The organism is bacterium, from assembly GCA_021372535.1.
Taxonomy (GTDB): Bacteria; Latescibacterota; Latescibacteria; order Latescibacterales; family Latescibacteraceae; genus JAFGMP01.
In genome coordinates this window covers 12,699-36,480 of record JAJFUH010000039.1, presented here as the reverse complement: position 1 = coordinate 36,480, position 23,782 = coordinate 12,699, and the positions used below count along the sequence as shown (strand labels likewise).

Sequence of the window (23,782 nt, the reverse complement as noted above, 5' to 3'; positions counted from 1 at the left end):
AATATTGCAGATCGTGCCAGGAGATTGACTCATGCCGATATTGAGCATGAGTTCTGGCATAATGGATATAATGATTTTATAACTAAAATGGTACCAAAACAGCGTCATAATGAGATCAATACTGAAGCTTCTGGCAATACCATCAAGAAGACGAAGTTACTAATTAAAGCAGCTATTAAGAAGGCTGGGGGAAAACCGGCGTTTGCTCAATTACTAGCGACAGAAATACAGCAACGTAGTATAAGTACAATTCCCCAAACTGTTCAGGACATAATTACCCGCGTTGTCCAGTTGGCCGGAGGTTAATATGATAGATCTGTCCTCACTTAACGAAAATCAGCGTGAGGCAGTGTTGTGGGACAAGGGACCTCTCCTTGTACTAGCGGGTCCAGGCTCTGGCAAGACACGGGTTCTTACTTATCGCATTGCCCGAATTCTTGAAGAATCAGAAGGCCAGCACTTCCGAATCCTTGCACTAACTTTTACAAATAAAGCCGCCGCAGAAATGCGCGGAAGAGTTGAAGAACTTGTTCCGAAGGAACTCAGTCGTGTGCGACTGACAACATTTCATTCCTATGCGTCTGAACTTCTTCAGCAGCATGGTATTCATCTCAGTTTCCGTCCGGATTTTCAGATACTTACAAATGATGCCGATAGAGAAGCCTTGCTAGATGATGTTTTAGGGCAGTTAAAAAAGGATATTAACTATTCTCTGCCTAAACACTTCAATGCAGCCCAACTCCTTCCTGCGGTTACGAGACTTTTAGACCGTTGTGTTTCACCTGATCAAGCAGAGGAATTGCTTCAGCAATCCAATGTCAGAAATGCAATTCCATTGGCACAGGTGTATACAGCCTATAGAGATGCCCTTCGCCTAACAAATTCCCTCGATTTCTCTAGTCTTATCGCTGAAACACTCGATCTTCTAATTAAACATCCTTTCCTTGTAAAACATATTCGGAAGGTTTATAAGCATATCCTTGTGGATGAGTTTCAGGATACCAATCATTCACAATACAAGATTCTTTCACTTATTACAAATCCCGATCCTTCCACATTATTTGTCGTGGCGGACGATGATCAGATTATTTATCAATGGAATGGTGCAAGTCCCAAACGAATCCAATCATTACGGGATGACTTCAATGTCACTGAACTACAACTCCCAGAAAATTATCGTTGTCCTCCCCTTGTTATAGAAATGGCTAATGCTTTAATTGAGAAAAATCTCAATCGTTCTGCAGGTAAGAGGCCGTTGAAGGCTGTCAAACAAGGAGTGAGTGAAGATGTTGTTAGAGTTTATAGTTTTGGTAATATTGATGATGAGGCTGAGTGGATAGCCCAAGATATTGCAAAGAGGAAAACTCAAGACCGTAAAAACTGTGCTGTTTTATCACGGACAAAAAAACTTTTAGACTTAATTGGTCACAAACTTGAAGAAGCAGGTGTCCCAATTTACTTCACAGCTCGCAAAGATGAATTCAAGAGTGCTCCCTTGCGAATGTTACATGCAATTCTTCGTCTGGTCAATTCAAAAGAAGATAAACAGTCTCTTGCGCGCTTATCAAAAGCTTTTTTTGAACTTGAAGGGATCAGTATTGAATTATCCCCAGTTCTATCTCGTGCATCAGCGGATGGACAGGATTTGCTACATTCTTGGCTTGAAGAGGTGAAAAGTCGAAAAGAAATTGAAATTAAAACTCGATTTTTGCTTGAAACGGATATCAAACCGTTATTAAATTCGTTAAATTATCGTTTTTTTGCCGAAAAACTACTAAAATGGGCAGAAGAACTGCAAAGTGGAGTACAACAGGCTGAAAAAACTTTCGATGAATTTGAAGAAGAATGCGAAGTTTGGAATCAGATTTTGTCAGAAATAACGAAGAAGTTTGAAGGAGAAGAAATTAGTCTTTACCAATTACTACATGAACTCGATCTTACATCCAAGACGCCGCCAAAACCTCCAAACGCAATTCCTTGTTTTACAATACATGCATCAAAGGGTATGGAGTTTCGACATGTATATCTTATGGGGCTTGTAGAGGACCAACTTCCAAGTTGGGCTGCCGTAAAAAAAGGTGACAATTCCCTTGAAATGCAAGAAGAACGTCGTAATTGTTTCGTGGCAATAACACGAGCCGAAGAGAGTTTAACTTTAACTTTCTCAGAAAAAGTTTTTGGATGGAAAAAACAACCTTCAAGATTCCTTAGCGAAATGGGGATTGAATTGTAAACGGATGATTTCTCAAATAAAAATCGGCATTCTGGATGGAAAATTTATGCCGCTTCCATTCAACTTAGAGCAAAAGGATTATTATATGAAAGGAATAATAGAATTTATTGATTTCAATCAAGCATTGATCGCTGTTCGAACTGAACATGATGAGTTCTCCCTGATAGAGCTTCTCGGCGGCTATTCTCCTGAAATTGGAGATAATCTATCTGGAAATTTGGAAAACCTTGGAGGAGAAACACTGAACAACATTACTCAAAACGAAAAATGGGATGTATTTATCCAAGATGTCCACACGTCAAAGAAAATTGCATCACAAATGATTTATAAACACTGAAAAGAGATTATAGATATTTCGTACTTGTTTTAGACAATGAGAATTACTGTGTTTCCCTTAGTCGTCTTCCACACCGTTCTCTCGAACGCCCTAAACCGATGCAACATCGCAAACCGATACCTATGCCCGGGCAATTTCCCCGTCAACCTCACTAATTGCCCAAACTGTCTCTCCACCCTCTCCAACACCTCACGACAATCACCATACTCCACCGACCTCGTCGTCACATCAAAATGCTCCATCGTAAACACATACAAAAATTTAGTCTGTTTTGAAAGCCTATACTTCCGGTAATTTTTGATCTTCTCATTCAGCGTTTTTTTATCTTGTCGCCCCTGAATATGCAATCGCTCTCACCACATCCCATGCAAAAACCGACTTTGGCGCAGAACCGTAAATGCTCATAAAATATCCAATGGCTATTTTCTCGCTCTCAAGATTTCTCTGTTCAGGCCTCAATCCATAGGCCATTACGACAAGGGCTGCATCGTCATGAGGATTGGTTCTATCCGGATTCCGAAGATAAATTTTCCTGAAGGCAGATTCTACTTTTTTCTCTGTTTCCGGATTGGTTCGTCCGGGCCATCTTCCATTGGCGATCTTTATGACATCTTGCCAGTCGGTGTCAGTCGTCGGTAATTTCCCAAACGCAGTTTTGAAGCTGTTGACCACTCCGGCTCTTTCCCCGGCTCCGAGAATCCGGGTGGTTTGAGTGCCGTAGGTAACAAAATTGGTGATGGCGTATCTGGTCTCCTTACTTGTTTCCACTCCTTTGACAATACTTTCCACAAGAGTCCGGTTATATTTGGCTTCAATTTCTAAGTCTCTTTTCTGGCCGGTTTCACACATGAGTTGGTCAACATCACCGATGGCTGTAATGTCACCGTCAGATAGAATTCGTTTCCATGCGTTTTCGACACCTGAGTCAGGAGCGTCTTTGTCTGAGATATCTTGGGAATCAAAGGGTGGGATTCCCGCTTCATCAGCGGGAACCGTATGCTTTTCGGTTGCCGGTTGCTGCAACATCCAGCCTGGTGCGCTTCCGCTGGGAGTCGTTATACAAACAGCACTTGATCCTGCACCGGAAACCATATAGCCGGTTTCGCAACTTGCCGCGCCGCAGGAGGAATTATAGGTAAGAGCGTGGGAAATATCTGTGGTGATTGGCTCAATCGTGTATTCTCCGGTCATATTCCGAAGAGCAAGATATGTCGTTCCCGGATTGGAATTCCTGACACAGGACGCGGTTTTCCCGGACAGGGTGGCGCGGATACCATGAACGGAAGCATCATTACATGATACCATGAAATTATCCGGATTGGTCACTCTGAAAGCTCCTTGATCATAGGTAAGACTTTCGGCAGTCGAACCGTCAAGGATTGTCATGTCAACGACAGTAGTGCCATAGGTGACAGCGGAAACCGTGATGTTGGAATCGGCGGTAAAACTCGCAGTCGCGGAAACAGGAGAAAAGGTCAACAGCAGGGCGAGGGTTATGATCGATGTTCTATGCTTAGTCATATAACGCATACGTTATATCAATTATCCAACTGGACCCACGCGGTACCGTTGCATCCGTAAAAATGATTATCATCGCTGTCAAAATAAATCCCGCCTGCCACATCGGTATCGCAGGTTGCCGTACTTGTCGGCCTGGTTTTAATGACCCCTGCAACATCCAATGCCGTTGTTGGGGAAAAAGTCCCAATGCCGACATTGCGGGAAGATTTCAACACCAGTATGGGTGTCTTCGTTGTTCCGTCATACTGGTCAAAAACAAAGTCACGATAACTTCCTGTTCCTCTTTTTTGAATCCTGATGCCGAATTGTGTTTCCGAAGCATAACCATTATTGTAAATGTCAATGAATTCCCGATCTGGGTTTTCTCCTCTTACTAAAGCGATAGTAGCTTCAGAAGATGATGCTGAACCAAGAACTCCCGGCGGAGACAATAATTCCAATATCGTATAGACTCGACTATAATTTCTGAGTATTTGAAAATCAGTTGAACCTCTATAGAAAGAATTTTTTGCGGAATTTTCTCCCGATTCATAAAAGCTGATTCCATTTGAAGTATAAATATTTCCGACAACCTGCAATTGCGCCAATGATGGATTTGTCGTGCCGATACCGACTTTCCCCTGTTGATTTACCACCATTTTCGTGCCCGAATCATTTTTTAATTGGAGAATATCTCCGGTTGAACCTGGATTCACCTGCTGGACGATAAGAGCGGCATTTGCATCGGATATATTTCTGTCTATCACCGTCCCTGTGGAAAGTGGTCTGATTCTTGAATAATTTGGAGAAGCGTCATTCAACAATGCTCCTCCGCCGGAGGCAACTCTGAAATTCAATGCCTTGACTGCGCCATTCACCTCAAGAGATTGAGACGGATTTTCTGTCCCGATTCCCACTTTCCCGTCATTATTGACTAAAAACTGGGTAGCCGCGGAGGAGCCAATAACAAATCCCGGTTCGGCAACGCCACCGGAACTGACTGATACAAGGCCCCAGGGCGAGGTGGTGCCAATTCCTAACCGGTTATTTGTGGAATCGACAAAAAGCGTGTTCGTGTCAACCGTAAGGTCTCCTGCTGCGGTCAGGTTATTCGTGCTTATGTTTTCCCCGATAGTGGTGCTTGAATACGCTATGGCTGCCGTCCCTACAATAATGATTACGACGCAGGAAAATACGGTAATGGCGTGGTGGAGAAGCCATTTGATAGATTGAAAAGTTTGTTTTTGCATATTGGTTAATGTTAATTGATGATCGTCACTTTATGACCGGTAGGGCTGAACCAGACCGGTTTCTCAAACTCCTTGAACTGGTGGAGCGGAGCGAACCGGTAGCGGTACTCAGGAAGTTTCTTGGCCATTCGCAAAAGCTGGCCGAATTCTTTCTCTACTCTTGCTATCATCTGCCGGTATCCGTGATACTCCACGGGCCGTGTGGTTACATCGAAGTTTTCCGTCGTGAACACATACAGGAACTTAGTCTGTTTGGATAATCCGTACTTCCGAAAATTCGTTATCTTTTCGTTCAGCCGGATTTTTTCGTTGAATATTGCCTTCGGTGTCCTTGTTCGCTCAAACTCTACGAGAAAGTCGAACTCCCTTTCAGTGATCTTGTGCCGATACCGAATAATCGCGTCCGGCTTATATCCGTCAAAAGAACTCGCTGTAGAAGGATATGCTATCAGTATATCATACTCGTCCTGGAATGCGTAGTACAGTCCACACAGCGAGTCGATCAACCCGAACTGGTGCGGGAAGTTTCGCACCGACTTCTCGCCTACAGGCGTGTATCGCTCATAGCCCAGGGCTTGAGCGCCCTCTTTCGTCACCTGCCAGAAGGTATGGCGGTATTTTTCGTGGCGCAGGTAGCCGTATTGCCTGACCGGAAGGATCAGCCCGGCCTTTTCGAGGTGGTGGATGTGACGGCCTGTGCCGACGAGGCAGGAATCCTTGGTCGTTCCTCCACTCTCGAAGGCGAGATTATAGATTGTGGCAAACTTGAGGTCGTAGATGGCCTTGAGGAGCCTTTGTTTGGCGTCGGGATTTTGCGGCATTTTTTTATTTTATTACGTGCAATCTTGTCCTGAAAGGACAGCCCGGTCTCTCATGAAAAGCGGTCATTTTAATATTAGCGTTCTGAGAGAGTGGGCTGTCCTTTTTGCCGGAGGTAAAAGGACATAGATTGCACACTATGATAACGCCGTAAAAATCGGCGTGAAATTATTAGAGGAAGAGGTCAGAATATATCGCGGAAAGTATCGGCCGGGATGTCTATACCGATAGTATAGCAGACACGAAAAAGAGGGTCAATTGCGGAAATTCTCTGGCAGTTCTCTGGCAGGTAAAGTGTAAAAATACGGGAAAATGAGGTGTAATCCGGAAAATTCTCTTAAGCGTATCTTATTGTAATTACGACAGATTGTTGATTATCAATAATTAACGATAATAGGTCTGGCGGGCTTAGAAGGCAGTTGCTCTATCCGACTGAGCTATTGGCGCACCTCATTGCGGCAGAAAAGGTTATGAAGATGTTTTTTATTCTTTTTTGTGCTTCGGACAAATCTGGGACAAATCATTGTAAAAGCTGCAAATACCGTTGCGTTGTCGATAAATTTGAATGACCCAGAAGAGCCATTATCTCGTACAGCGGTCTTCCCTCTTTCGACAGCTTGGACGCAAACCGGTGCCGGAGGTTGTGCCAGCCCCAGTTTTTCTGTTTCAGCTTCCGGACATACTTTTCAAGAAATCTCGGATGGGCTGTCCAGCGCTGATGAAAGGGTTTGAATCTCCCGAACAGGCCGGTGTCGAACGGTACCTTGCGGGGCACCAGGTTTGAGTTCCTGCTTTTTCTCGTTTAAAAAACGACATACCCTTCATAGGTGTCTTTACGGTCCAAAGCAAGAGCCTCGTTTATCCTCGCCCCGGTCTCCATGACAAATCGCACCAGAAGGCTCTCGTCTCTGTCGCAGAGGTGTAACACCGCTTCTATATCCTCATCGGTAGAAATATACTTAATTTTAAAATCCTCCGCAAATTTTTTTATCCCGACCACGGGATTCCGGACAGGAAGCTCATGGATGATGATGTCGTAATTGAACATCGCCTTGAGGCAGGTCAGGCAGTTGTTTACCCGGTAATTCGCCTTGTCTATTTGATTAATTATTGTGCATATCTGATAATATTATTATTGAAAAAAGGGAACTGTCAAAAACCCCCCTTTTTCAATGTGCCGTCTGACTACAATAACGTTGAAAAGTCTCGACCTCACTCCCCAATCGTTACGGCGCGGCCCTAGGTCGTTCCTCCGCCTGTTCTGAAAAACCACACGAGTGTCGCCATCTGTTTCGATAGCGCAAACAGGAAAAAGTAAAGCGCCGCGTCTTACGGCTGGCTTGTGCCCATAGCTCCGTAAGTAGCCAGATTTTTATATTGTAGCATATTTTTGTTGAGGTTGGATGTGTTATTAAAATTTGAGATGTTATATATGATAAAAAAATGTATTGGAGAAGATTTGAAAGTATGTATATTTCAAGTGCAGTTATGTTAAAAAAGAGTATTCTAAACAGTGGTGGAAAGGAAATAAGAAGTACTGTTGATTAATGTATAGGAAATGATATTGAATTGGGATCATATCTAGACTGTATAAGATTCCAACAAAATTAGTGATAGTGAAAATACAACAAATTGAAATTAATAATAATACACGAATTTTTAAGTTTTTTCATTTGGATCATATATATCTCAAATAGCTATATATAAGTCCTTAGCCTAGAAACCATATAATCCCGAGTTCGACACCGGGGGAAAAATGGCTGACCAGAACATCGGCACTGGCCATCAAGAAGTTAAAGGCGACTTCGCCGCAGACTCCGAGTTTCTGCAAGGCCTCTCTGAGCGGGAACTTTGCGAGCTCGTGCTGATCCCACTACTGCAAGCCATGGGATTTACGGACATTCGGTACCTGCACGGTCGGGACGAACTTGGTAAGGACATCGTATTCCAGTATCACTCTCCGCTTGAAGGAACAAGACACTACTGCGCTGTTGTCAAGATGAATCGTCTTTCCGGGTCGGTTACTAGTTCACAGTCAATTGGATCTCTGTACTTCCAGATCCGGCAAGCAATGAAGACTCCCTTTCGCGACCCCTTTGACGGTAAGGAACTGCATATCACCAAGGTTTTTGTCTTCACGCCGCACGATATTTCCCAAGCCTGCATCAGGAGTATTAGTGGTGAGATGGGAGACACCCCGCAGGATTCGATCAATTTCGTGGATGGTCCCAAACTGATTTCCATGCTGAACGAGTACGCACCGGGACTTTTTCGCACCATGCCTGCTCCCGACTCGCGGTACCTGTACCTCATCTGCCAACGGTTTCTTGGAACTAAAACCCTATCTCTGCTTGGTGGGGAACAAACGCTACGCTTGGACCAGGTGTATACTGGTGGCGATGTCGTGCCCACCAATGCCGAAGACGCCCGACTGCTCAATTTTGCCAACCCGATACCCGATTCGGCGACTCAGTCACTTCCTGACGTGATGGAACATCACACCCGTCTGGTCGTGATCGCAGACGTTGGTTCCGGCAAGACAACGTTGTTGCAGAGACTAGTGCTGGCAATAGGCGGTGCCGTTGCGGACCCTCTTCCCGTACGCCTCCGTATGTGTATGCCCATCTTCATGCCAATGTCCTCTTTGCCACCATCTGCTTTTGCTTCATATGAGAGTCTCGTGAACGCTATAGATGAACATGTTGAACACGAAGTCGGACGCGAATACCTTCGGCGACACCCAGCAATGTCACTACTTCTGCTCCTTGATGGATTCGACGAGATCAATCTGCACGGTCTCAGGGACATGGACTATACGACCGTGGCGAAGTACCTGACAAATCTGAGTCAACGCTATACTGCAGGTGTGGTCGTTACTTCACGTCCTTCACGTGTTCCGCAATTAGGCTCCTCGTTCAGGTACTTCCGCCTATGCCCATTCACTGACACGCAAATACGCGAGTTCATTACCAAGTGGTTTCCTGACTCAGAAGCGCGAAGGGAAGAAGTTGCCCGCAAGATCCTTGACACCCCAGACCTAGGGGCATTCTGCCGGACTCCACTTATGCTCACAATCTACGTCATCCTTGCTCGACGTTTTGGAACGAGCGAACTTCCAACAACTCGGAGTGCCGTCTACGACCGTATACTTGATCTGTTGTTGGGTAAGTGGGACACAATAAGAGGCGTTGTCAATCAGTTCAGCGTAGAATTGAAGACGCATGTTCTTGAAGTTCTCGCTTACGATAATATGGTAAAGAACCGTCGGTGGTTCCATCTCTCTGACTTCTCAGCCAGCGTCGAGAAGGTGTTAGAACGGCGTCGCGACCAGAAGCATTACTCCTTTGGGGGGAGTGAGACCATTCGTGAAATACTGGATGAGGTGTACTTCAGGAGTTCGCTCCTTCGACAACCGGAGAAAGATGTTTTTGAATTCGTTCATCATTCATTTCAGGAATTCTTTGCCGCAAAGCGGTTGGTTAGGTTGGGCGGGATGTTTACCCATGTTATCTTTCTAGATGACTGGTGGCGGAATTCTCTGCGGTTCTATTTCGGTCTTATCGGGACAATGGACGGCTTCTCGTGGCCATCTCGCATGACCAGAAAAACCCGGATCGGGCTGACTCTTCTTGAGTATCTAGCCGAGGCCGAGTATACGCTTCGTGACACGCGTCAGGCAATCTATAAGGTATTCTGCCATGATATTCTCTACGGTAAAGACGTCACTGAAGCCGAACTCGCCGTTTGCATGCGGGTTGGAGACGAAATCATCGACTCGCTGTACAACGTTGTTTCCAGCAAAGGTTTTCACGGTAACTTGATGAACTTCTTTCGGGTTCTCCTTACACTCAACTCGGATCGCTCGCAATCCATATTGTTTAGCAGTGGCGCTCTTCTATCAAATTTTGAACCAATCCCCTTATTAAATGCCTTAGAGAAACTCGCCTCTTTTGCGCATGAATATGAAGGAAGCAAACTCCTTGCTGCTGGAGTGAAGGCGTTGGCCACCAAGGAGGATACGATCAAAAGAAGTTTTGCCACGGTCAATAGTGAACTAACAATGGTTTACCTCGCAAACAGGCTATCCAATTTGCAAAAGCTTGTGCACGAGAACTTGAGAGCCCACCACACGGGCATCTTACCACAGGTGGAACAACTGATAGGGTTGATGGAGAAGCTGCGGAAGAGACTTGGGTTGGGGCAGCATGAATAAAAATCAGACAGTCGAAAAACACCTCCGAACGTACAGTGTCCCGCTACGCGGTCAACTGCCGGTCAAGGCGATCGTTAATTATAATTCAATCCATCCATCCCACAGAAAATCAATCTCCTTTGGCTTCACCACAGGTTCCGCCTGATACGGTTGAATCTGCGGTCCCGGAAACGTCAGCACCTTATGCGGCTTTTTCCCAATGCCGATATATGCTTCAAAAGGTTTCAATTTCTGGATTTCCTGGGGATTGATGCCGATTTCCCGGGCCATCAGTTCAGCATCCTCGGCTCCGCAATTGAGCGCTACCTTCACATGGCAGTTAGAAAGTATCATTGATGAGAGCTTACCGTCTACCTGCTTGAGCGAATGCCCGGCAAAATCGTGAGCAAGAATATCGGCACCTATACCTTGAAAGCCATTAAAGAAGACTACCGGATACAAAAAAGCCGGTTTGACATCGACAAGGAGCAGGAACGCTGGAATAACGCTGCGTGTGAGGCTCAAAAACGGCTCTCTCAAGCGCGTGAGCGCGACGACTATGGTATATTCAGGCGGAACATGCTGGAAACCTTTAGGAAGGGCCTGTCTGAGAAGAAATTCCAGAGGATAGAAAGCGAGGTGAGAGAAGAGGTTGCCGAAAAATACGGTGAGAACAATCCCATGCATGAAAAACTCGCAGAAATAGCCCTTAATAACAAACTGGCGAAACTGGCCGCTATTCCATCCCTTGAAGCATGGAGCAAGTCCGACGCCGATGTCGGCGCGCCGACACGAAAGAAATATATTAACATAGCTAATTACATTATTATGGTTCTCTTCCGAAAAAGCTGGTATGAAAATTCACTTATAATGGGTGGTTTGAGAAAAAGCTCTTAAATCACCCTTGTTGTGAAATTTGTTAACTTATTGTCTGTCAAGCCCATACAAGTCAGCCTTCGGCTAAGGCTTGACAGACGTTAATCCATGCGTTGTGCTATAAGTCATACGATGTAATCTTTAATATACTTTGATCTGTCAAGTGTCGGCCATTAGCCGACTTGTCCTGTCCTTGACAGCCATATTACAATAATATTTCATAACAGAGTGGATTAAGATTCTCTCCTCTTTATCCACAACTAATTGAATAATCATTTATGAAAATCTTGACCAGCCAAATTGGAGATGATCCTCTTTTCATAAAACACAGTTGCACACTCCCGGATTCAATGACGGATCAACCTCATGCCATATATCGGTCTCTTCAAGACAAAGTCCGATGGGTAGATCCGGTCTGATATGCTTGGCTTTACCTGCAAGAAAGCGGTACATGCCGATCCTGAATTCAGGATTATAGCGACGGCGTCCATCGCCTTTGGAAGTGCGTCCTGACATGTGGTTAGAAATAGGATTGTGGTGCCCGAGACGTTGTATCATCAACCGGTGAGCGTGAGAATAACTGCATATCCCCCCGATTGTCAAACGGGTTAGAGGAATTTCTATCAGCAGACGCTCAAGAAAATCACCGTACAATTTTTTCCAGTTGGAGACGGGAATGACCGGCATAAGCACTACGCGGATGGGATATCCGGCATCGGCGCATAATTTCATCGCCCGGATGCGTGCATCGACGGGTGGTGTATTTGGCTCAAACAGGGAGGCGATTTCCGGCGGATTGACACTCCAACTGAGAATCGTGTGACCTTCATGATCGAGCGATAGAAGGGAATCGACGACAGCCGATTTTGTGAGGACGATGTTACGGGCATAGGGATGCCAGGCAAAAAACGGAATCAGCGACCGCATGTATCCGGTGATAGGCTCCAGGGCCAGACCATCCTGTAATTTGCCGTGATAGAATGAGATGGGAACGACGGTTCTACGGGCCTGTTTGTCGATTTCATCGATAATGTCCGTGAGATTGACATAGATTTTTACCGCCGGCGAATACCAAACTCCCGGCGTTCCCGCAAGATAGCAATAGGTGCATCCATACGGGCAAAAACCGAATACTGAATAGTGCCAGTAATTCGGGCAGGTATTCCCCGATTCATTCGACAACCTCACCGGGCTTTTCATCACGCCGAGTACCAGCGTCTTTTTCCCTTGCACATGGCGTCTGAATGCATTTTTTGGATTATCTATATTAATACGATTATGGGGTGTATCGAGAAACTCATCTATTGTTACCTCAGGGAATAGAGAACAAATATGGCGGACTATACTCCGCCTTTCGGGTGTGTCGGTGCTGCCTTTGGCGAGAATAATGCGCTCAGGTGAGAAATCAAGGGAAATGGGACCGTGTAATTGATAGTCATATATATTCCCGAAAGACTTATTACCCGGTTGAAAGAGATCGAGCTGTTGTTCAAACATGTTGGTTAATCCCGGGTATCAATGGATGAATTGTGTATATACTATTATACAACAATGGACGCATTGTCAAGTATAATATTTTACTCTGCTCTAAATTTTAATGATGAAATCGGGCAAAATCCGGGACAAGAAAAAGTAAAAACCCGTGAAAAAAGGAGAGGTTTTCTCCGGTTTCTTCCACGGGTTATATACTTGTTATTCTTGCAAATAGCCTGTTTATAATGATTTTGCGATAATCTGCCCGGCGATATGAGAAGGCAGTTGCTCTATCCTGCTGAGCTATTGGCGCACCTCATTGCGGCAGAAGAGGTTATGAGGATATTTTTCGTTTTTCAATTTTCTCTGGCAAATCTCTGGCAAATTTTAAAGAGGATAGTGTTTGACTATCCCCTATGGCAACAAGGCCAAATATCTTTGTGTTGTAATTAAAGAGCTGTGGCCCAGCAGCATCATTATCTCAAAAATTGGCACTCCATTTTTAAATAATTTTGAAACGTACCGATGCCGGAGCGAATGCCAGTTCCAAGATTTCTGCCCAAGTTTATGGACATACTTCTCAAGAAATCTCGGCTCCTTTTTCCAGCGTATATTGAAAGGCTTGAATTTTCTTAACCGGCTGGTGTCATAAGGAACCTTGCGCGGTATCCAGCTTTCATACTGGCTTTTGCGGGTATAAAGAACCACAAAGCCATCGTGTATATCCTCCGGCAATAAATTCAGGGCCTCGCCGATTCTGGCGCCGGTTTCCATTACCAAATGAATTAAAGCAGCCTCCTGCCTGTCGCACAGGGCAAGAACAGCTTTAATATCTTCATCGGAAGGAATATACTTAATTTTTCTGTCTTCGGCAAAAGATTTTATGCCAACCACCGGATTTTTTAATGTCAAGCTCGTGTATCTTAATGCCATGATTAAAAAGGGCTTTAAGGATGGTCAGGGCCACATTTACACTTCTGTTTCCCCTGCCGTGCTTTTCATATACTCTGGATAAATCAAGCAGAAACCGGCTCACCTAGCTCCTTGATATTTCGGAAGCATAAACATCACCGGAAAAAGCAATAAACAGCTTGAAAAATCTCATTGTGGATTGATAATAACGGTCGCTGTTCCTGATTTTAACAACATCCAGCCGGTCATTCATCAGCGCAAGAAGTTTCATATCCTTCCTGGGATTCTTCAGTTCTTTCTCAATTTTAAGGACTTTGGCTTTCTCGGCCATGAAGTCCGGCAATTCCGTGCCTTGCCGTTTCATCAGCCGTGCTGTCAGGTAGACATAAACTTCCGCGTATTCCCCGGGCATGGGCGCGCGCATCGAGGCGGTCATGAGATACGCGGCCACTTCCGCGTCTCCGACTTTGGGTGCATCCGGATTGGAAATTCCGGCAAGGCCGTAAATGAGCCGTTCGTGCCTGATTTCTTCTAAGAGCCAGTCCGGGATCATGTCGGCCCAGCTTGCGTCGCCGACAACCAATCTGTTTTTGGTCATATTATTTCCTTGGTGACGGTCGTGTTAGATGAGAGCCAAACCGTCTTCTTGACTTCTCTCTCATAGCCAGGCAGAGGTCTGTTGCCTCCTGTCAATGGTGTGGGCAGATTGCTTTAGCGCAAAGCTGTCCATCGCCTTTACAGGAAAGGCGGGTTCCCTTGCTACAATGGAAGAGGAAGGCAGAAACGGTTGGGATTAGATAGCAAGGCAGCGTTTGATGAGGTCGATGTCGCGGGCGGGTTTCGGAGTCCAGTTCATTTCGCAGTCAATTTCGAGGCCGTGAATCCGGATAGACTTCAATTCGGCAAAGCTTATGTATCCCCACTCGGCCATTTCATAATCGCTATTGAGGATAGCGAATCCAAAGAACAGGTCATCGCCATCATACTCGGTAATGAACCAGTCACATGCGCCGATGAAAAAATGGAGATGTATAATCTTCTCCTCTGCTGGTATGTGTTCGGTCTCATACAGCCGTGGAATTCGGTCAAGTTGTTGTTTTGTCGGTGTGTTCCATAATGTTCACTTTTTGCGCAAAAAAGTATTGCATTTTTAAAAGAGCATGTATTTATTATATCATCATATCACATATTTCCCTGTGCGCCAAAAACCTGTGAAAAACGGCAATAAAAAATCCCTGAAAAAACAGGGATTTTGAGGGGCGGATTTGAGTGCGTCAGAAACAGTTGTTTTTGGCGAAGTTATTATTAATTCTATTAGTTTTGACTATAAGATATTGACATCATAAGTTGAACCGTGGTCAAACTGATGTTTTTATAACTATAAGGAGTATTATAAAGAAACAATATATCACTCCGCCAACAAATTTATAGCCGACCTAATGACTTGCAATCAAAATATTTATGCCTAATTGTGTGTTGAGTTGTTCTATTGCAACTTCGCGGCTAAAGTGTGTTATAAAAAAACCATATAATTATTGTTATCTGAAAGAAAGACAATGAATACAATCCAGCAAAGAAAGAACACGGAAGCGACAATTGAGCGTATCAAGACAAGTTTCTCGTCTGTCTACCTGACCCTTATCAGCGTCATTCAAGCTGGGGTTCTCGGATATTTCATCTTTTTATTGGACAAACAGATAGGGAATATTGTTTTCAAAGATATAATACCTCTGATCACTACGTTCATCATGATTGTTACTACGTGGAATGAATATATGATGGGCTCCACTGTGCTGAGATGGATCCCTTCCCTGAAAGACTCATTTATTCCCTTCCTCCTCGGAATCTCCGAGTTATTTGTTATTCGATCTGTATTCTCTCCTGCCTTTTTTTGGTTCTACTCGTTAGGTGTTTTCTGTTTGTTCGGCTACATAGCATTTTTAAACATGTTCTACTCTGCACGCAAGCACCCCGAGAATGTGGACGTTTTTGCCGTCCTCGGTTGTCTACCTTTACTTGCCGAGGCATGGACATTGGGTGGGGCGGCAATCTTCTTTTGTCTTGGGTTCCTCCTTGGTCAGCGCTCGTCATGTATAATTTCTTACTATATGAGCGTGTTGGGGGCTTTTTTATTCTTTTCTGGCTTTCTCATTCGAGGAGTGGTGTACTGGAAGAGAATAACACTGATGCCAGCAGATAACACCGTGCTTCCAGTCGACCCGGCTACGCCGGGCGATTGAAGTATTCGTTAAATTATTATTTTCACCAATTCTCCTCCCGGTATCACCCATACTGCGTTCTTATAACTCCTATATTGGTATAAAATCAAAAACCTATATCTATACCCAGGTAACTTTCCCGCCAACCTCAAAAGCTGCCCGAACTGCTTCTCCACCCTCTCCATCACCGGCCTGCAATCCTCATACTCAACCGGCCTCTTCGTCACATCAAAATTCTCCGTCGTGAACACATACAGAATCTTCGTTTGCTTCGACAGCCCGAATTTCCTAAAATTCTTAACCTTCTCGCTTACCCGTATCTTCTCCTCCATGATTTCCTTCGGTGTCCGCGTCCTTTCGAATTCCAGGATGAAATCGTATTCCCTACCATTGAGCTTGTGACGGTACTTCACTACCGCATCCGGCTTGTACCCATCCAGCGAATCAGCAGTGGATGGATAAGTTATCGCTATGTCGTATTCGTCCCGAAACGGGTAGTACAGCCCGCACAGCGCATCGACCAGCCCGAACTGGTGCGGAAAATTCCGCACCGATTTCTCGCCGACAGGCGTATACCGCTCATAGCCCAGGGCTTGAGCGCCGTCTTTCGTCACCTGCCAGAAGGTATGGCGGTATTTTTCATGGCGCAGGTAGCCGTATTGCCTGACCGGAAGAATCAGCCCGGCCTTTTCGAGCTGGCGGATATGACGGCCTGTGCCGACAAGGCAGGAGTCCTTGGTCGTTCCCCTGCTCTCGAAGGCGAGATTGTAGATGGTGGCGAACTTGAGGTCGTAGATTGCCTTCAAGAGCCAGAGTTTGGCGTCGGGATTTCGCGGCATTTATTATTTTATTGCGTGCAATCTTGTCCTGAAAGGACAGCCCGGTCTCTCATGAAAAGCGATTTGGCTATTATTAGCGTTCTGAGAGAGTGGGCTGTCCTTTTTGCCGGAGGTAAAAGGGCATAGATTGCACACTATGATAACGCCGTAAAAATCGGCGTGAAATTATTGCGAGCGGAAACCGGATGGTATCGGGGGAACTATCGGTTGGGAATTGCATATCGATAGCATAGCAGATAGTATGAAACGGGTCAATTCTCGCTAAAGAATGGCCAAAGAGCGGTCAGTTACGTGCAAGTCTTCATTTTCTGATATAATCTTCATTGCTCTTCAAACAAGCATTTCTTATATTGGATTTCCCTAAAGAATCATCTGTTTTACTTGTGAGATATTATACTACATGGAGAACCCCATGGATAATCGGCGAGTCAGTGTAACCAGATAAACATGATCTCATTCATGTTTCATACATGACGTTTGGCAACGACAATGGCCCGGTAAAAGCATTTCGTGTCAGAAGCGTACCGAACAGGTATGCGCACCTGTCAATGGCCGGTCGAAATCAGTCCAACTGCCATCCGTTCCTTTATCTACGCACCTCAGTCCCGATGTACGTGTGGCATGGTTGTACGTCCGTCAACTGATGTGCCTGTGTGAAATCATACCTATTTGGAGAAATACATTGACAATCCGAGAATCTATCGCCTCAGATCTGCACGACGTTCTTCACGTCGAAACACTGGCATTCGGCCTCGAAAAAGGACCGGTGATCGCCAAACTGGTCAACGATCTGCTCGTCGATCCGACCGCCCGTCCCCTCATCTCGCTTCTCGCGATCGATAACGGTAAGCCGGTCGGGCATATCCTTTTCACCAGGGTCGCCATCGATGGTGCACCCGAAATCACCGGATCGATCCTCGCCCCGCTTGCCATCGTCCCCGAAGCACAGTCCAAAGGCATTGGCGGTCTCCTCATTGCCAAAGGGCTGGACATGCTGAAAGAGGCGGGTGCCGATATCGTCTTCGTCCTCGGCCATCCCACCTATTATCCGCGCTCCGGGTTCCATACGGTCGGCTCGCTGGGCTTCGAAGCCCCCTATCCCATTCCATCCGAATACGCTGATGCATGGATGGTTCAGGCGCTGCGTCCCGGTATTCTAGGCGCAGTTGCCGGTAAAGTCCTGATTGCCGACGCGCTCGATCACCCGGAACACTGGGTGGAATAAAGAGTTTGATATTCTCATAGTGTTACGAAAAAACGCCTGCTCCCATGCAGGCGTTTTTTATTCCAGGTATGTCTGTTGTAAGCTTTCCACGGTCTGGTGAGGTGACACTCACATGAATTCGCCATAATTTACCTGCTCTACCTCGGATTACATCCCCATCGGACACTACCCGTTTTTTACCGCAATTACATCATACATTGTCCTACCCTACAACAATTTTTTATATCGTATAACCTGCGGCTAACAAGCAGTTTACCTGTAAGATGTGTTGTCATGGGTCAGCTTCGATATTTCGGGTCAATTGCGGAATTTCTCTGGCAGTTCTCTGGCAGGTAAAGAGTAAAAACTCGGAGAAACGAGATACTATTCGGATTTTTTCTACAAACGTATCTTATTGTAATTACGACAGATTATTGATTATCAGCAATTTACGATAATCTGCCTGTCGATATGAGAAGGCAGTTGCTCTATCCTGCTGAGCTATTGGCGCACTTTGTTGCTGCAGAATGAATTGCGGATGTATTTTAATACTTCCTGCCCGTTTTGTAGCAGCTTTAACCGGATTTATCAAGGCAATAGCAGTAAATATCACTGCGTCGCCGATAAATTGGAATGCCCAAAAGAGCCATTATCCCGTGAAGAGGTCTGCCCTCCCTTGACAATTAAAGGCGAACCTGCCCCATAGTAGAAATATACCTTATTTTGACTTCTTCCATAAACTTTTCTATTCCGCATACATGGTCTTCGGTCATTATACCCTTTTCTGAAACGTACTTTTTCAGCGTTTTAACGCAAACGTGTATATTCGCCCAATCCATGAAAATCGGCGTTCTTTTATAATTTTTATGAATTAATCGGGCTAAAACGTAAAAAAAAGTATTGACAAAAGATACAAGCAGGGTTATTTTATCGAACAAATGACCAATTTGTTTGAATGGTTTAAAGGACATTACAATGGCATCAAACGAATATCAGGATATGAGAGACCAGATCATCGAGGCGGCGCGCGAGGTATTCGCGAAATACGGCTACCGAAAAACGACAATCGAAGATATCGCTTCATCGGTCTACAAGGCAAAAAGCTCTGTTTACCACTATTTCAGCGGGAAAGACGATATTTTCCGGGCGGTTATCGAAAAAGAAGCTTCCCATATGTTACAGTCTCTTCGTGAAGCGGTCGATGCCGAGCAATCTCCCGTTATGAAATTCAGGACCTGTTTCAGATTCCTGTGCGAAAAAATAGAGGAAACCTCGAATTACTATCGTTTTCTCAAGGATGAATGGTTCCATATCTTCGATTTCACAACCGAGGTGAGGATTAAAAACGAACAGCATCTCGCGGACATGTTTATATCAATATTTAACGAGGGGAATCGTACGGGTGTTTTTGCAATTGATAATCCTAAGAGTAAGGCGAAAGCGATACAGATTGCCTTATTTGGTTTTATAATGCCATTTGGCAGTTTCACGGGGACAGGGCGTGCGGTTCTGGACAGCATAGATCCGTTTCTGGACATTGCGCTGCATGGGATCATGTCGAAACAGGAAATTTCACGGTAATATAAATCGAGTTTTTTTTTACCCGGAAATCGAACGTTTTAACAAATAATTCTATTGTACTATTCGAACGTTGTTTTACCGTTATTTACTTCCCGAGGGCGGCCAGGAACCGCGGGAAAAGGATAAACTGCAAATCAGAAATCGTGAGGAGATCATATGAAAAGGACAGCTGCACGGTTACTTCTTTCGGCTTTGACGGTTTTTGCTGCTGGCTGCGGCAAGGAAAATGTCGAAACCCTGAGCATGGACAGTCTGCATGAAGAAAACGGTGTTCCGGTCAGGGTGGAACCTGTCGTTTTGAAGCAGTTGGGAAGAGAGTATACATTCAATGAAATACTGACCGGAGCCGAGGAAACCGATGCCACCTCTCTTGTGGAGGATAAAGTCGAATCCGTAAAGTTCAAGGTCGGCGATCATGTCGCCAAAGATCAGATCGTGATCACCTTCCCGACCGATAATCCCCAGGCACGGTATCATCAGGCAAGCGTCGCGATGGAATTCGCAAAGACCACACTCAGCCGTATCGAAAAGCTCTATGCCGAGGGAGGTATCTCCCTCCAGGAACTGGACAACACGAGAACCCAGTTCAAGGTTGCCGAGGCAAACTGGTATGCGGTCCGTCAGACAGTCATGGTCAAAGCGCCTATCGACGGCGTCATCACCAGGATCAATGTACGCGAATCAGACAACGTCAAAGCAGGCGACAAACTTTTCACGGTTTCCAGAACGCACAGGTTGAAAGCCGAGGTGTGGGCCGGTGAAGACCAGATCGGCGGCATTTCGAAAGGTCAGGCGGCATCTGCGGTCTGGCGCGACAGGAAAATAGAAGGACGGGTCGTTCAGGTCGATCAGTCGCTCGATGAAAAGCGCCAGGCGTTCAGAGTTGTAATTGAGTTCGATAATCCCGGACAGCAGGTCATGAACGGAGTTAACGCCGATATCACCATCGGCGCAGGCAACGACAAGCCCTCGATCATCGTTGCGCGGAGCAATCTCCGGAGGGACGGGGATACATGGTATGTTTATGTAGCCGTGGACAGCCTTGCGGTGAGGCGCGAAGTTCTTGTCGGAAGACACTACGATGTCGATGTGGAAATTCTTCAGGGGCTGAATCCCGGCGATATGCTTATAACCAAAGGGCTGGAATTGCTTGCGGACAGGAAAAAAATCCGCATCATCACTGACTGATACATATGAATTAACCCGGCAGATATAATAAAGATTTCAGAGTACGTCGTAACAGTATTGAAAGGAAAACTCGATGTTTCTTTCCGATATATCCATTAAACGCCCCATCATGATGAGCATGATACTGCTTGTGTTCGTATTTTTCGGGGTATTGTCCTATAAAAACCTGAACCTCGAGCTGACGCCCGAGATAGCCATGCCGATCATCACGGTGCAAACGGTGTACCCGGGTGCCGGCCCGCAGGAAGTCGAGGTTCAGGTATCAAAAAAAATCGAGGACGCAATATCGTCCGTAAGCGAAATCGACTTCACTCAATCTTATTCCATGGAAAATGTTTCGTACATATTGATCAACTTTGACCTGAACAAGGATGTGTATATCGCGCTGCAGGAGGTCAAGGACAAGGTCGACGGAATTCTGAACGATCTTCCCACTGATGCAGAGATACCCCTCGTCCAGCGCTACGATCCGACGGTGCTGCCGGTAGTGGATATTATCCTCTCCGGTCCCGTTCCCATAATCGATCTTTACGATCTTGCCGACAAGGATCTTAAAAGCCGGTTCGCCCAGATCAGCGGCGTGGCAACCGTCAACCTTACCGGCGGACAGGAACGCGAAATCACCGTGACAGCGGACAGCAAGACTGTTCTTCAGCAATCGGTCACGCTCCAGCAGATTGCGGGCGTGCTCGCAGCCCAGAACATCGACATGCCCGGCGGAAACATCGAGCGCCGCAACCGGGAGTATTCGGTCCGGCTCAAGGGCGAATTCGGGGACATAGAGACCATACGGAACATCGAGATACCCACATCCCATGGGATTAAGAAGCTCGGTGACATTACTAATATCAGCGACACCGGAGCAGAGGTACGCGAACGCACGACCTTTTACGACAGGATCGCGGGGCGCGGCGATGACAATGTCATCCAGCTGAGCATCATGAAAAGCTCGGGAAGCAACGCTGTCCGTATTTATGACGCCATCATCGAGGCGCTTCCGGGAATCGAAAAAACTCTGCCCGAAGGGTGCAGGCTCAATATTGTCAACGAAAGCTCGACATTCACCCGTGGAGCGGTGAGCGATACGGTCTCGAACATACTTGCCGGTATCATTCTGACAGCCTTTCTAATCTTGTTATTTCTCCACGATTACAAGTCGACGATCATCGTGGCGCTTTCCATGCCGATGTCTATTATTTCGACGTTTCTTTTCATGAGAATATCGGGATTCACGCTGAACATCATGAGTCTTATGGGTCTCTCCACCGCGGTGGGCGTCCTCGTCACAAATTCCATTGTTGTGCTCGAGAATATCTTCCGGCATAAGTCTCTCGGGCATGACAGAATCGAGAGTGCCTCGAAGGGTACATCAGAGATCGCCATCGCAGTTCTTGCATCCACGCTGACGAATCTGATTGTGTTTCTTCCAATTGCGACCATACCGGGGATCGCGGGCCGGCTTTTCAAGCAGTTCAGCCTCACTGTCGTGTTCGCGACGATATTCTCGCTGATCATGTCCTTCACGCTGACTCCCATGCTCGCGTCGCTCATCCTCCCGGATCACGACACCAAAAAACATCCTATCGGGAAATGGCTCGAAGGTGTCTTCCGGTCGTGGGAAAATGTTTATCGTGCTATCCTTTCGTGGGTGTTTAAAAGCAGGTTACGCGGACTTATAATAGTCGTGATAACCGTCGCGCTGCTCGCATTCAGCCTGAAAGCCGCAAAGACCATCAGCATCAGTTTCGTTCCACCGATGGACGAGGGCAGGATCAGCATCATGGTGGAACTACCGAGCGGTTCCACGCTCGATGAAACCGCCCGGGTCATGGAGACAATCGGCGAACGTGTCCATCATCATCCGGAAGTATCGCATACATGGACAACGCTCGGAACTCAGGGGGAAACGAACACAGGAATCAATCTCGCTGCCATGAATGTGAAGCTTGTCGGCCAGACCATGCGGAAAATCTCAACCCAGAGCCTTGTCGGAATTATGACACGCGAGCTGATGGATATTCCGAATGCGGATATTCGGGTCTCCTCGGTTTTTTCGATAACAAGCGGCAGGCAGGACCTCGAGTTCGATCTGCTGGGAAATGATATCGATTCCCTGATGATTGTCAGCGACAAACTGGCAGACAGTTACAGGAAAATACCCGGACTGATCAATCTCACCACAAGCTCGCGGTCGGGAAAACCGGAAATATCCATTGCCCCCTACCGCGAGAAACTTGCCGATGCCGGTTTGACCACAACCGATATCGCACTGGCGGTCAGAGGCGGAATCGACGGGCTCGTATACACCCACTACAAAGATCGCGGAGAGGAATATGATATTCGTGTCAAGATGAGCAGGGAGACGGTGGACAGTCCCGAAAAGATCGGAAACATGCCCATAATCGGACATTCGGGAACATACCGGCTTTCCCAGCTCGCCGATATAACTTTTTCCGAGGGATATGACAAGATCATGCACAAAAACCGATCCAAGGAAATCAAGTTCGGTGTCGATATCGCCGGAGGTTACGCCATGGGCGACATCAAAAACGAAATCCAGCGGGTCACGGAAGCACAACAGTTGCCGCCCGGATATGAACTGGACTGGGGATTAATAGTAAAAGAGATGGATAAAACAACTCGTGGAATCGCCATGGCTTTCATTATCGCTGTCGTTCTGACCTATATGCTTCTCGCTGCGATCCTCGAGAATATGACCCAGCCGGCGATTATTCTTCTGACGGTTCCCCTGGGAATGATCGGCGTCATCTGGAGCATCGTGCTCACAGGGATTTCCATGAATATCATATCCATGCTCTCGATTGTCATGCTCATCGGAATCGTGGTCAACAATGCCATTCTCCAGCTCGATTACACCAATACCCTCGTGCGGGAGCGGAACATGAGCATCGGCGCCGCCCTGCTGGAAGCCTGCCCGACCAAGCTCAAACCGATTCTCATGTCCAATATCGCCATTATTCTCGGCATGCTGCCGATGGCTCTCGGCATAGGCTCATCGGGCAAGGAGATGCGGCAGCCGATGGGCGTCGTGTCGATCGGGGGACTGATTGTCTCGACCATGTTGTCGTTGTTTTTCATCCCTGTGGTGTACAACATGATATCACGAAAAAAGCGGATTAAACCATAAAGGTACATATA

21 protein-coding genes are annotated in these 23,782 nt (G+C 46.2%); 10 read left to right on the top strand and 11 right to left on the bottom strand.

Features of this window, described 5'->3' with window-relative positions:
• From LLG96_04275 to LLG96_04265, 3 genes are all read left to right on the top strand, one after another.
• The coding region (locus LLG96_04275; protein MCE5249418.1) for a hypothetical protein at positions 1–306 on the top strand (306 nt) is incomplete at its 5' end.
• A gap of 1 nt (position 307) precedes the next feature.
• The gene (locus LLG96_04270) at positions 308–2,233 is read left to right on the top strand and encodes an ATP-dependent helicase (protein MCE5249417.1); all 1,926 of its coding nucleotides are present in this window, start codon (positions 308–310) and stop codon (positions 2,231–2,233) included.
• Between the two features lie 4 nt (positions 2,234–2,237).
• A complete protein-coding gene (locus LLG96_04265) occupies positions 2,238–2,570 on the top strand; it encodes a hypothetical protein (protein ID MCE5249416.1) in 333 nt (110 codons plus the stop codon).
• A gap of 321 nt (positions 2,571–2,891) precedes the next feature.
• Here LLG96_04265 and LLG96_04260 read toward each other — a convergent pair whose 3' ends face one another.
• From LLG96_04260 to LLG96_04240, 5 genes are all read right to left on the bottom strand, one after another.
• Positions 2,892–4,091, bottom strand: a complete 1,200-nt coding sequence (locus LLG96_04260; GenBank protein MCE5249415.1) for a hypothetical protein — start codon at positions 4,089–4,091, stop codon at positions 2,892–2,894.
• A gap of 17 nt (positions 4,092–4,108) precedes the next feature.
• Positions 4,109–5,320 carry a hypothetical protein gene (locus LLG96_04255; protein MCE5249414.1) on the bottom strand — a complete coding sequence of 404 codons (1,212 nt, stop codon included), beginning with the start codon at positions 5,318–5,320 and terminating at the stop codon, positions 4,109–4,111.
• 11 nt (positions 5,321–5,331) lie between these two features.
• Positions 5,332–6,141 (bottom strand): replication-relaxation family protein, encoded by an 810-nt coding sequence (locus LLG96_04250; protein MCE5249413.1) that lies wholly within the window; start codon positions 6,139–6,141, stop codon positions 5,332–5,334.
• 518 nt (positions 6,142–6,659) lie between these two features.
• Positions 6,660–6,914, bottom strand: coding sequence for a site-specific integrase (locus LLG96_04245; protein ID MCE5249412.1), 255 nt, complete (start codon positions 6,912–6,914; stop codon positions 6,660–6,662).
• 27 nt (positions 6,915–6,941) lie between these two features.
• Positions 6,942–7,187 carry a hypothetical protein gene (locus LLG96_04240; protein MCE5249411.1) on the bottom strand — a complete coding sequence of 82 codons (246 nt, stop codon included), beginning with the start codon at positions 7,185–7,187 and terminating at the stop codon, positions 6,942–6,944.
• Positions 7,188–7,895: 708 nt separating this feature from the next.
• Between LLG96_04240 and LLG96_04235 the strand changes: the two genes are divergently transcribed.
• On the top strand, positions 7,896–10,352 hold the full coding sequence (locus LLG96_04235; GenBank protein MCE5249410.1) for an NACHT domain-containing protein: 2,457 nt from the start codon (positions 7,896–7,898) through the stop codon (positions 10,350–10,352).
• Positions 10,353–10,430: 78 nt separating this feature from the next.
• Here the strand turns inward: LLG96_04235 and LLG96_04230 are convergent, their stop codons facing one another.
• Positions 10,431–10,856 (bottom strand): hypothetical protein, encoded by a 426-nt coding sequence (locus LLG96_04230; protein MCE5249409.1) that lies wholly within the window; start codon positions 10,854–10,856, stop codon positions 10,431–10,433.
• A 54-nt stretch (positions 10,857–10,910) separates the two neighbouring features.
• On the opposite strand from LLG96_04230, the gene LLG96_04225 reads away from it, so the two are divergent.
• A complete protein-coding gene (locus tag LLG96_04225; protein ID MCE5249408.1) occupies positions 10,911–11,228 on the top strand; it encodes a hypothetical protein in 318 nt (105 codons plus the stop codon).
• 297 nt (positions 11,229–11,525) lie between these two features.
• Here the strand turns inward: LLG96_04225 and LLG96_04220 are convergent, their stop codons facing one another.
• The 4 genes from LLG96_04220 to LLG96_04205 all read right to left on the bottom strand — a co-directional run bounded on the left by LLG96_04220 (position 11,526) and on the right by LLG96_04205 (position 14,625).
• Positions 11,526–12,704 carry a hypothetical protein gene (locus LLG96_04220; GenBank protein ID MCE5249407.1) on the bottom strand — a complete coding sequence of 393 codons (1,179 nt, stop codon included), beginning with the start codon at positions 12,702–12,704 and terminating at the stop codon, positions 11,526–11,528.
• Between the two features lie 390 nt (positions 12,705–13,094).
• Entirely contained in the window at positions 13,095–13,592 is a 498-nt protein-coding gene (locus LLG96_04215; protein ID MCE5249406.1) for a site-specific integrase, read from the bottom strand.
• Between the two features lie 124 nt (positions 13,593–13,716).
• On the bottom strand, positions 13,717–14,190 hold the full coding sequence (locus LLG96_04210; GenBank protein MCE5249405.1) for a hypothetical protein: 474 nt from the start codon (positions 14,188–14,190) through the stop codon (positions 13,717–13,719).
• Positions 14,191–14,385: 195 nt separating this feature from the next.
• Entirely contained in the window at positions 14,386–14,625 is a 240-nt protein-coding gene (locus LLG96_04205) for a DUF2958 domain-containing protein (GenBank protein ID MCE5249404.1), read from the bottom strand.
• A gap of 523 nt (positions 14,626–15,148) precedes the next feature.
• On the opposite strand from LLG96_04205, the gene LLG96_04200 reads away from it, so the two are divergent.
• On the top strand, positions 15,149–15,832 hold the full coding sequence (locus LLG96_04200) for a hypothetical protein (GenBank protein MCE5249403.1): 684 nt from the start codon (positions 15,149–15,151) through the stop codon (positions 15,830–15,832).
• Between the two features lie 8 nt (positions 15,833–15,840).
• On the opposite strand, the gene LLG96_04195 is transcribed toward LLG96_04200, so the two are convergent.
• Positions 15,841–16,650 (bottom strand): replication-relaxation family protein, encoded by an 810-nt coding sequence (locus LLG96_04195; GenBank protein ID MCE5249402.1) that lies wholly within the window; start codon positions 16,648–16,650, stop codon positions 15,841–15,843.
• 682 nt (positions 16,651–17,332) lie between these two features.
• Between LLG96_04195 and LLG96_04190 the strand changes: the two genes are divergently transcribed.
• The 4 genes from LLG96_04190 (at position 17,333) to LLG96_04175 (ending at position 23,771) form a co-directional block, all read left to right on the top strand.
• Positions 17,333–17,875 carry an N-acetyltransferase gene (locus tag LLG96_04190; GenBank protein ID MCE5249401.1) on the top strand — a complete coding sequence of 181 codons (543 nt, stop codon included), beginning with the start codon at positions 17,333–17,335 and terminating at the stop codon, positions 17,873–17,875.
• Positions 17,876–18,829: 954 nt separating this feature from the next.
• Positions 18,830–19,435, top strand: a complete 606-nt coding sequence (locus LLG96_04185) for a TetR/AcrR family transcriptional regulator (GenBank protein ID MCE5249400.1) — start codon at positions 18,830–18,832, stop codon at positions 19,433–19,435.
• A 156-nt stretch (positions 19,436–19,591) separates the two neighbouring features.
• Positions 19,592–20,623: an efflux RND transporter periplasmic adaptor subunit gene (locus tag LLG96_04180; GenBank protein ID MCE5249399.1), complete on the top strand. Its 1,032-nt coding sequence runs from the start codon at positions 19,592–19,594 to the stop codon at positions 20,621–20,623.
• 73 nt (positions 20,624–20,696) lie between these two features.
• Positions 20,697–23,771, top strand: coding sequence for an efflux RND transporter permease subunit (locus LLG96_04175; protein MCE5249398.1), 3,075 nt, complete (start codon positions 20,697–20,699; stop codon positions 23,769–23,771).
• Positions 23,772–23,782: the final 11 nt, after the last annotated feature.

Bases quoted from the DNA above. Each gene is read 5' to 3' on its own strand.
- LLG96_04270 (MCE5249417.1), top strand. From the start codon at position 308: ATGATAGATCTGTCCTCACTTAACGAAAATCAGCGTGAGGCAGTGTTG.
- LLG96_04265 (MCE5249416.1), top strand. From the start codon at position 2,238: ATGATTTCTCAAATAAAAATCGGCATTCTGGATGGAAAATTTATGCCG.
- LLG96_04260 (MCE5249415.1), bottom strand. From the start codon at position 4,091: ATGACTAAGCATAGAACATCGATCATAACCCTCGCCCTGCTGTTGACC.
- LLG96_04255 (MCE5249414.1), bottom strand. From the start codon at position 5,320: ATGCAAAAACAAACTTTTCAATCTATCAAATGGCTTCTCCACCACGCC.
- LLG96_04250 (MCE5249413.1), bottom strand. From the start codon at position 6,141: ATGCCGCAAAATCCCGACGCCAAACAAAGGCTCCTCAAGGCCATCTAC.
- LLG96_04240 (MCE5249411.1), bottom strand. From the start codon at position 7,187: ATGTTCAATTACGACATCATCATCCATGAGCTTCCTGTCCGGAATCCC.
- LLG96_04235 (MCE5249410.1), top strand. From the start codon at position 7,896: ATGGCTGACCAGAACATCGGCACTGGCCATCAAGAAGTTAAAGGCGAC.
- LLG96_04225 (MCE5249408.1), top strand. From the start codon at position 10,911: ATGCTGGAAACCTTTAGGAAGGGCCTGTCTGAGAAGAAATTCCAGAGG.
- LLG96_04220 (MCE5249407.1), bottom strand. From the start codon at position 12,704: ATGTTTGAACAACAGCTCGATCTCTTTCAACCGGGTAATAAGTCTTTC.
- LLG96_04210 (MCE5249405.1), bottom strand. From the start codon at position 14,190: ATGACCAAAAACAGATTGGTTGTCGGCGACGCAAGCTGGGCCGACATG.
- LLG96_04200 (MCE5249403.1), top strand. From the start codon at position 15,149: ATGAATACAATCCAGCAAAGAAAGAACACGGAAGCGACAATTGAGCGT.
- LLG96_04195 (MCE5249402.1), bottom strand. From the start codon at position 16,650: ATGCCGCGAAATCCCGACGCCAAACTCTGGCTCTTGAAGGCAATCTAC.
- LLG96_04185 (MCE5249400.1), top strand. From the start codon at position 18,830: ATGGCATCAAACGAATATCAGGATATGAGAGACCAGATCATCGAGGCG.
- LLG96_04180 (MCE5249399.1), top strand. From the start codon at position 19,592: ATGAAAAGGACAGCTGCACGGTTACTTCTTTCGGCTTTGACGGTTTTT.
- LLG96_04175 (MCE5249398.1), top strand. From the start codon at position 20,697: ATGTTTCTTTCCGATATATCCATTAAACGCCCCATCATGATGAGCATG.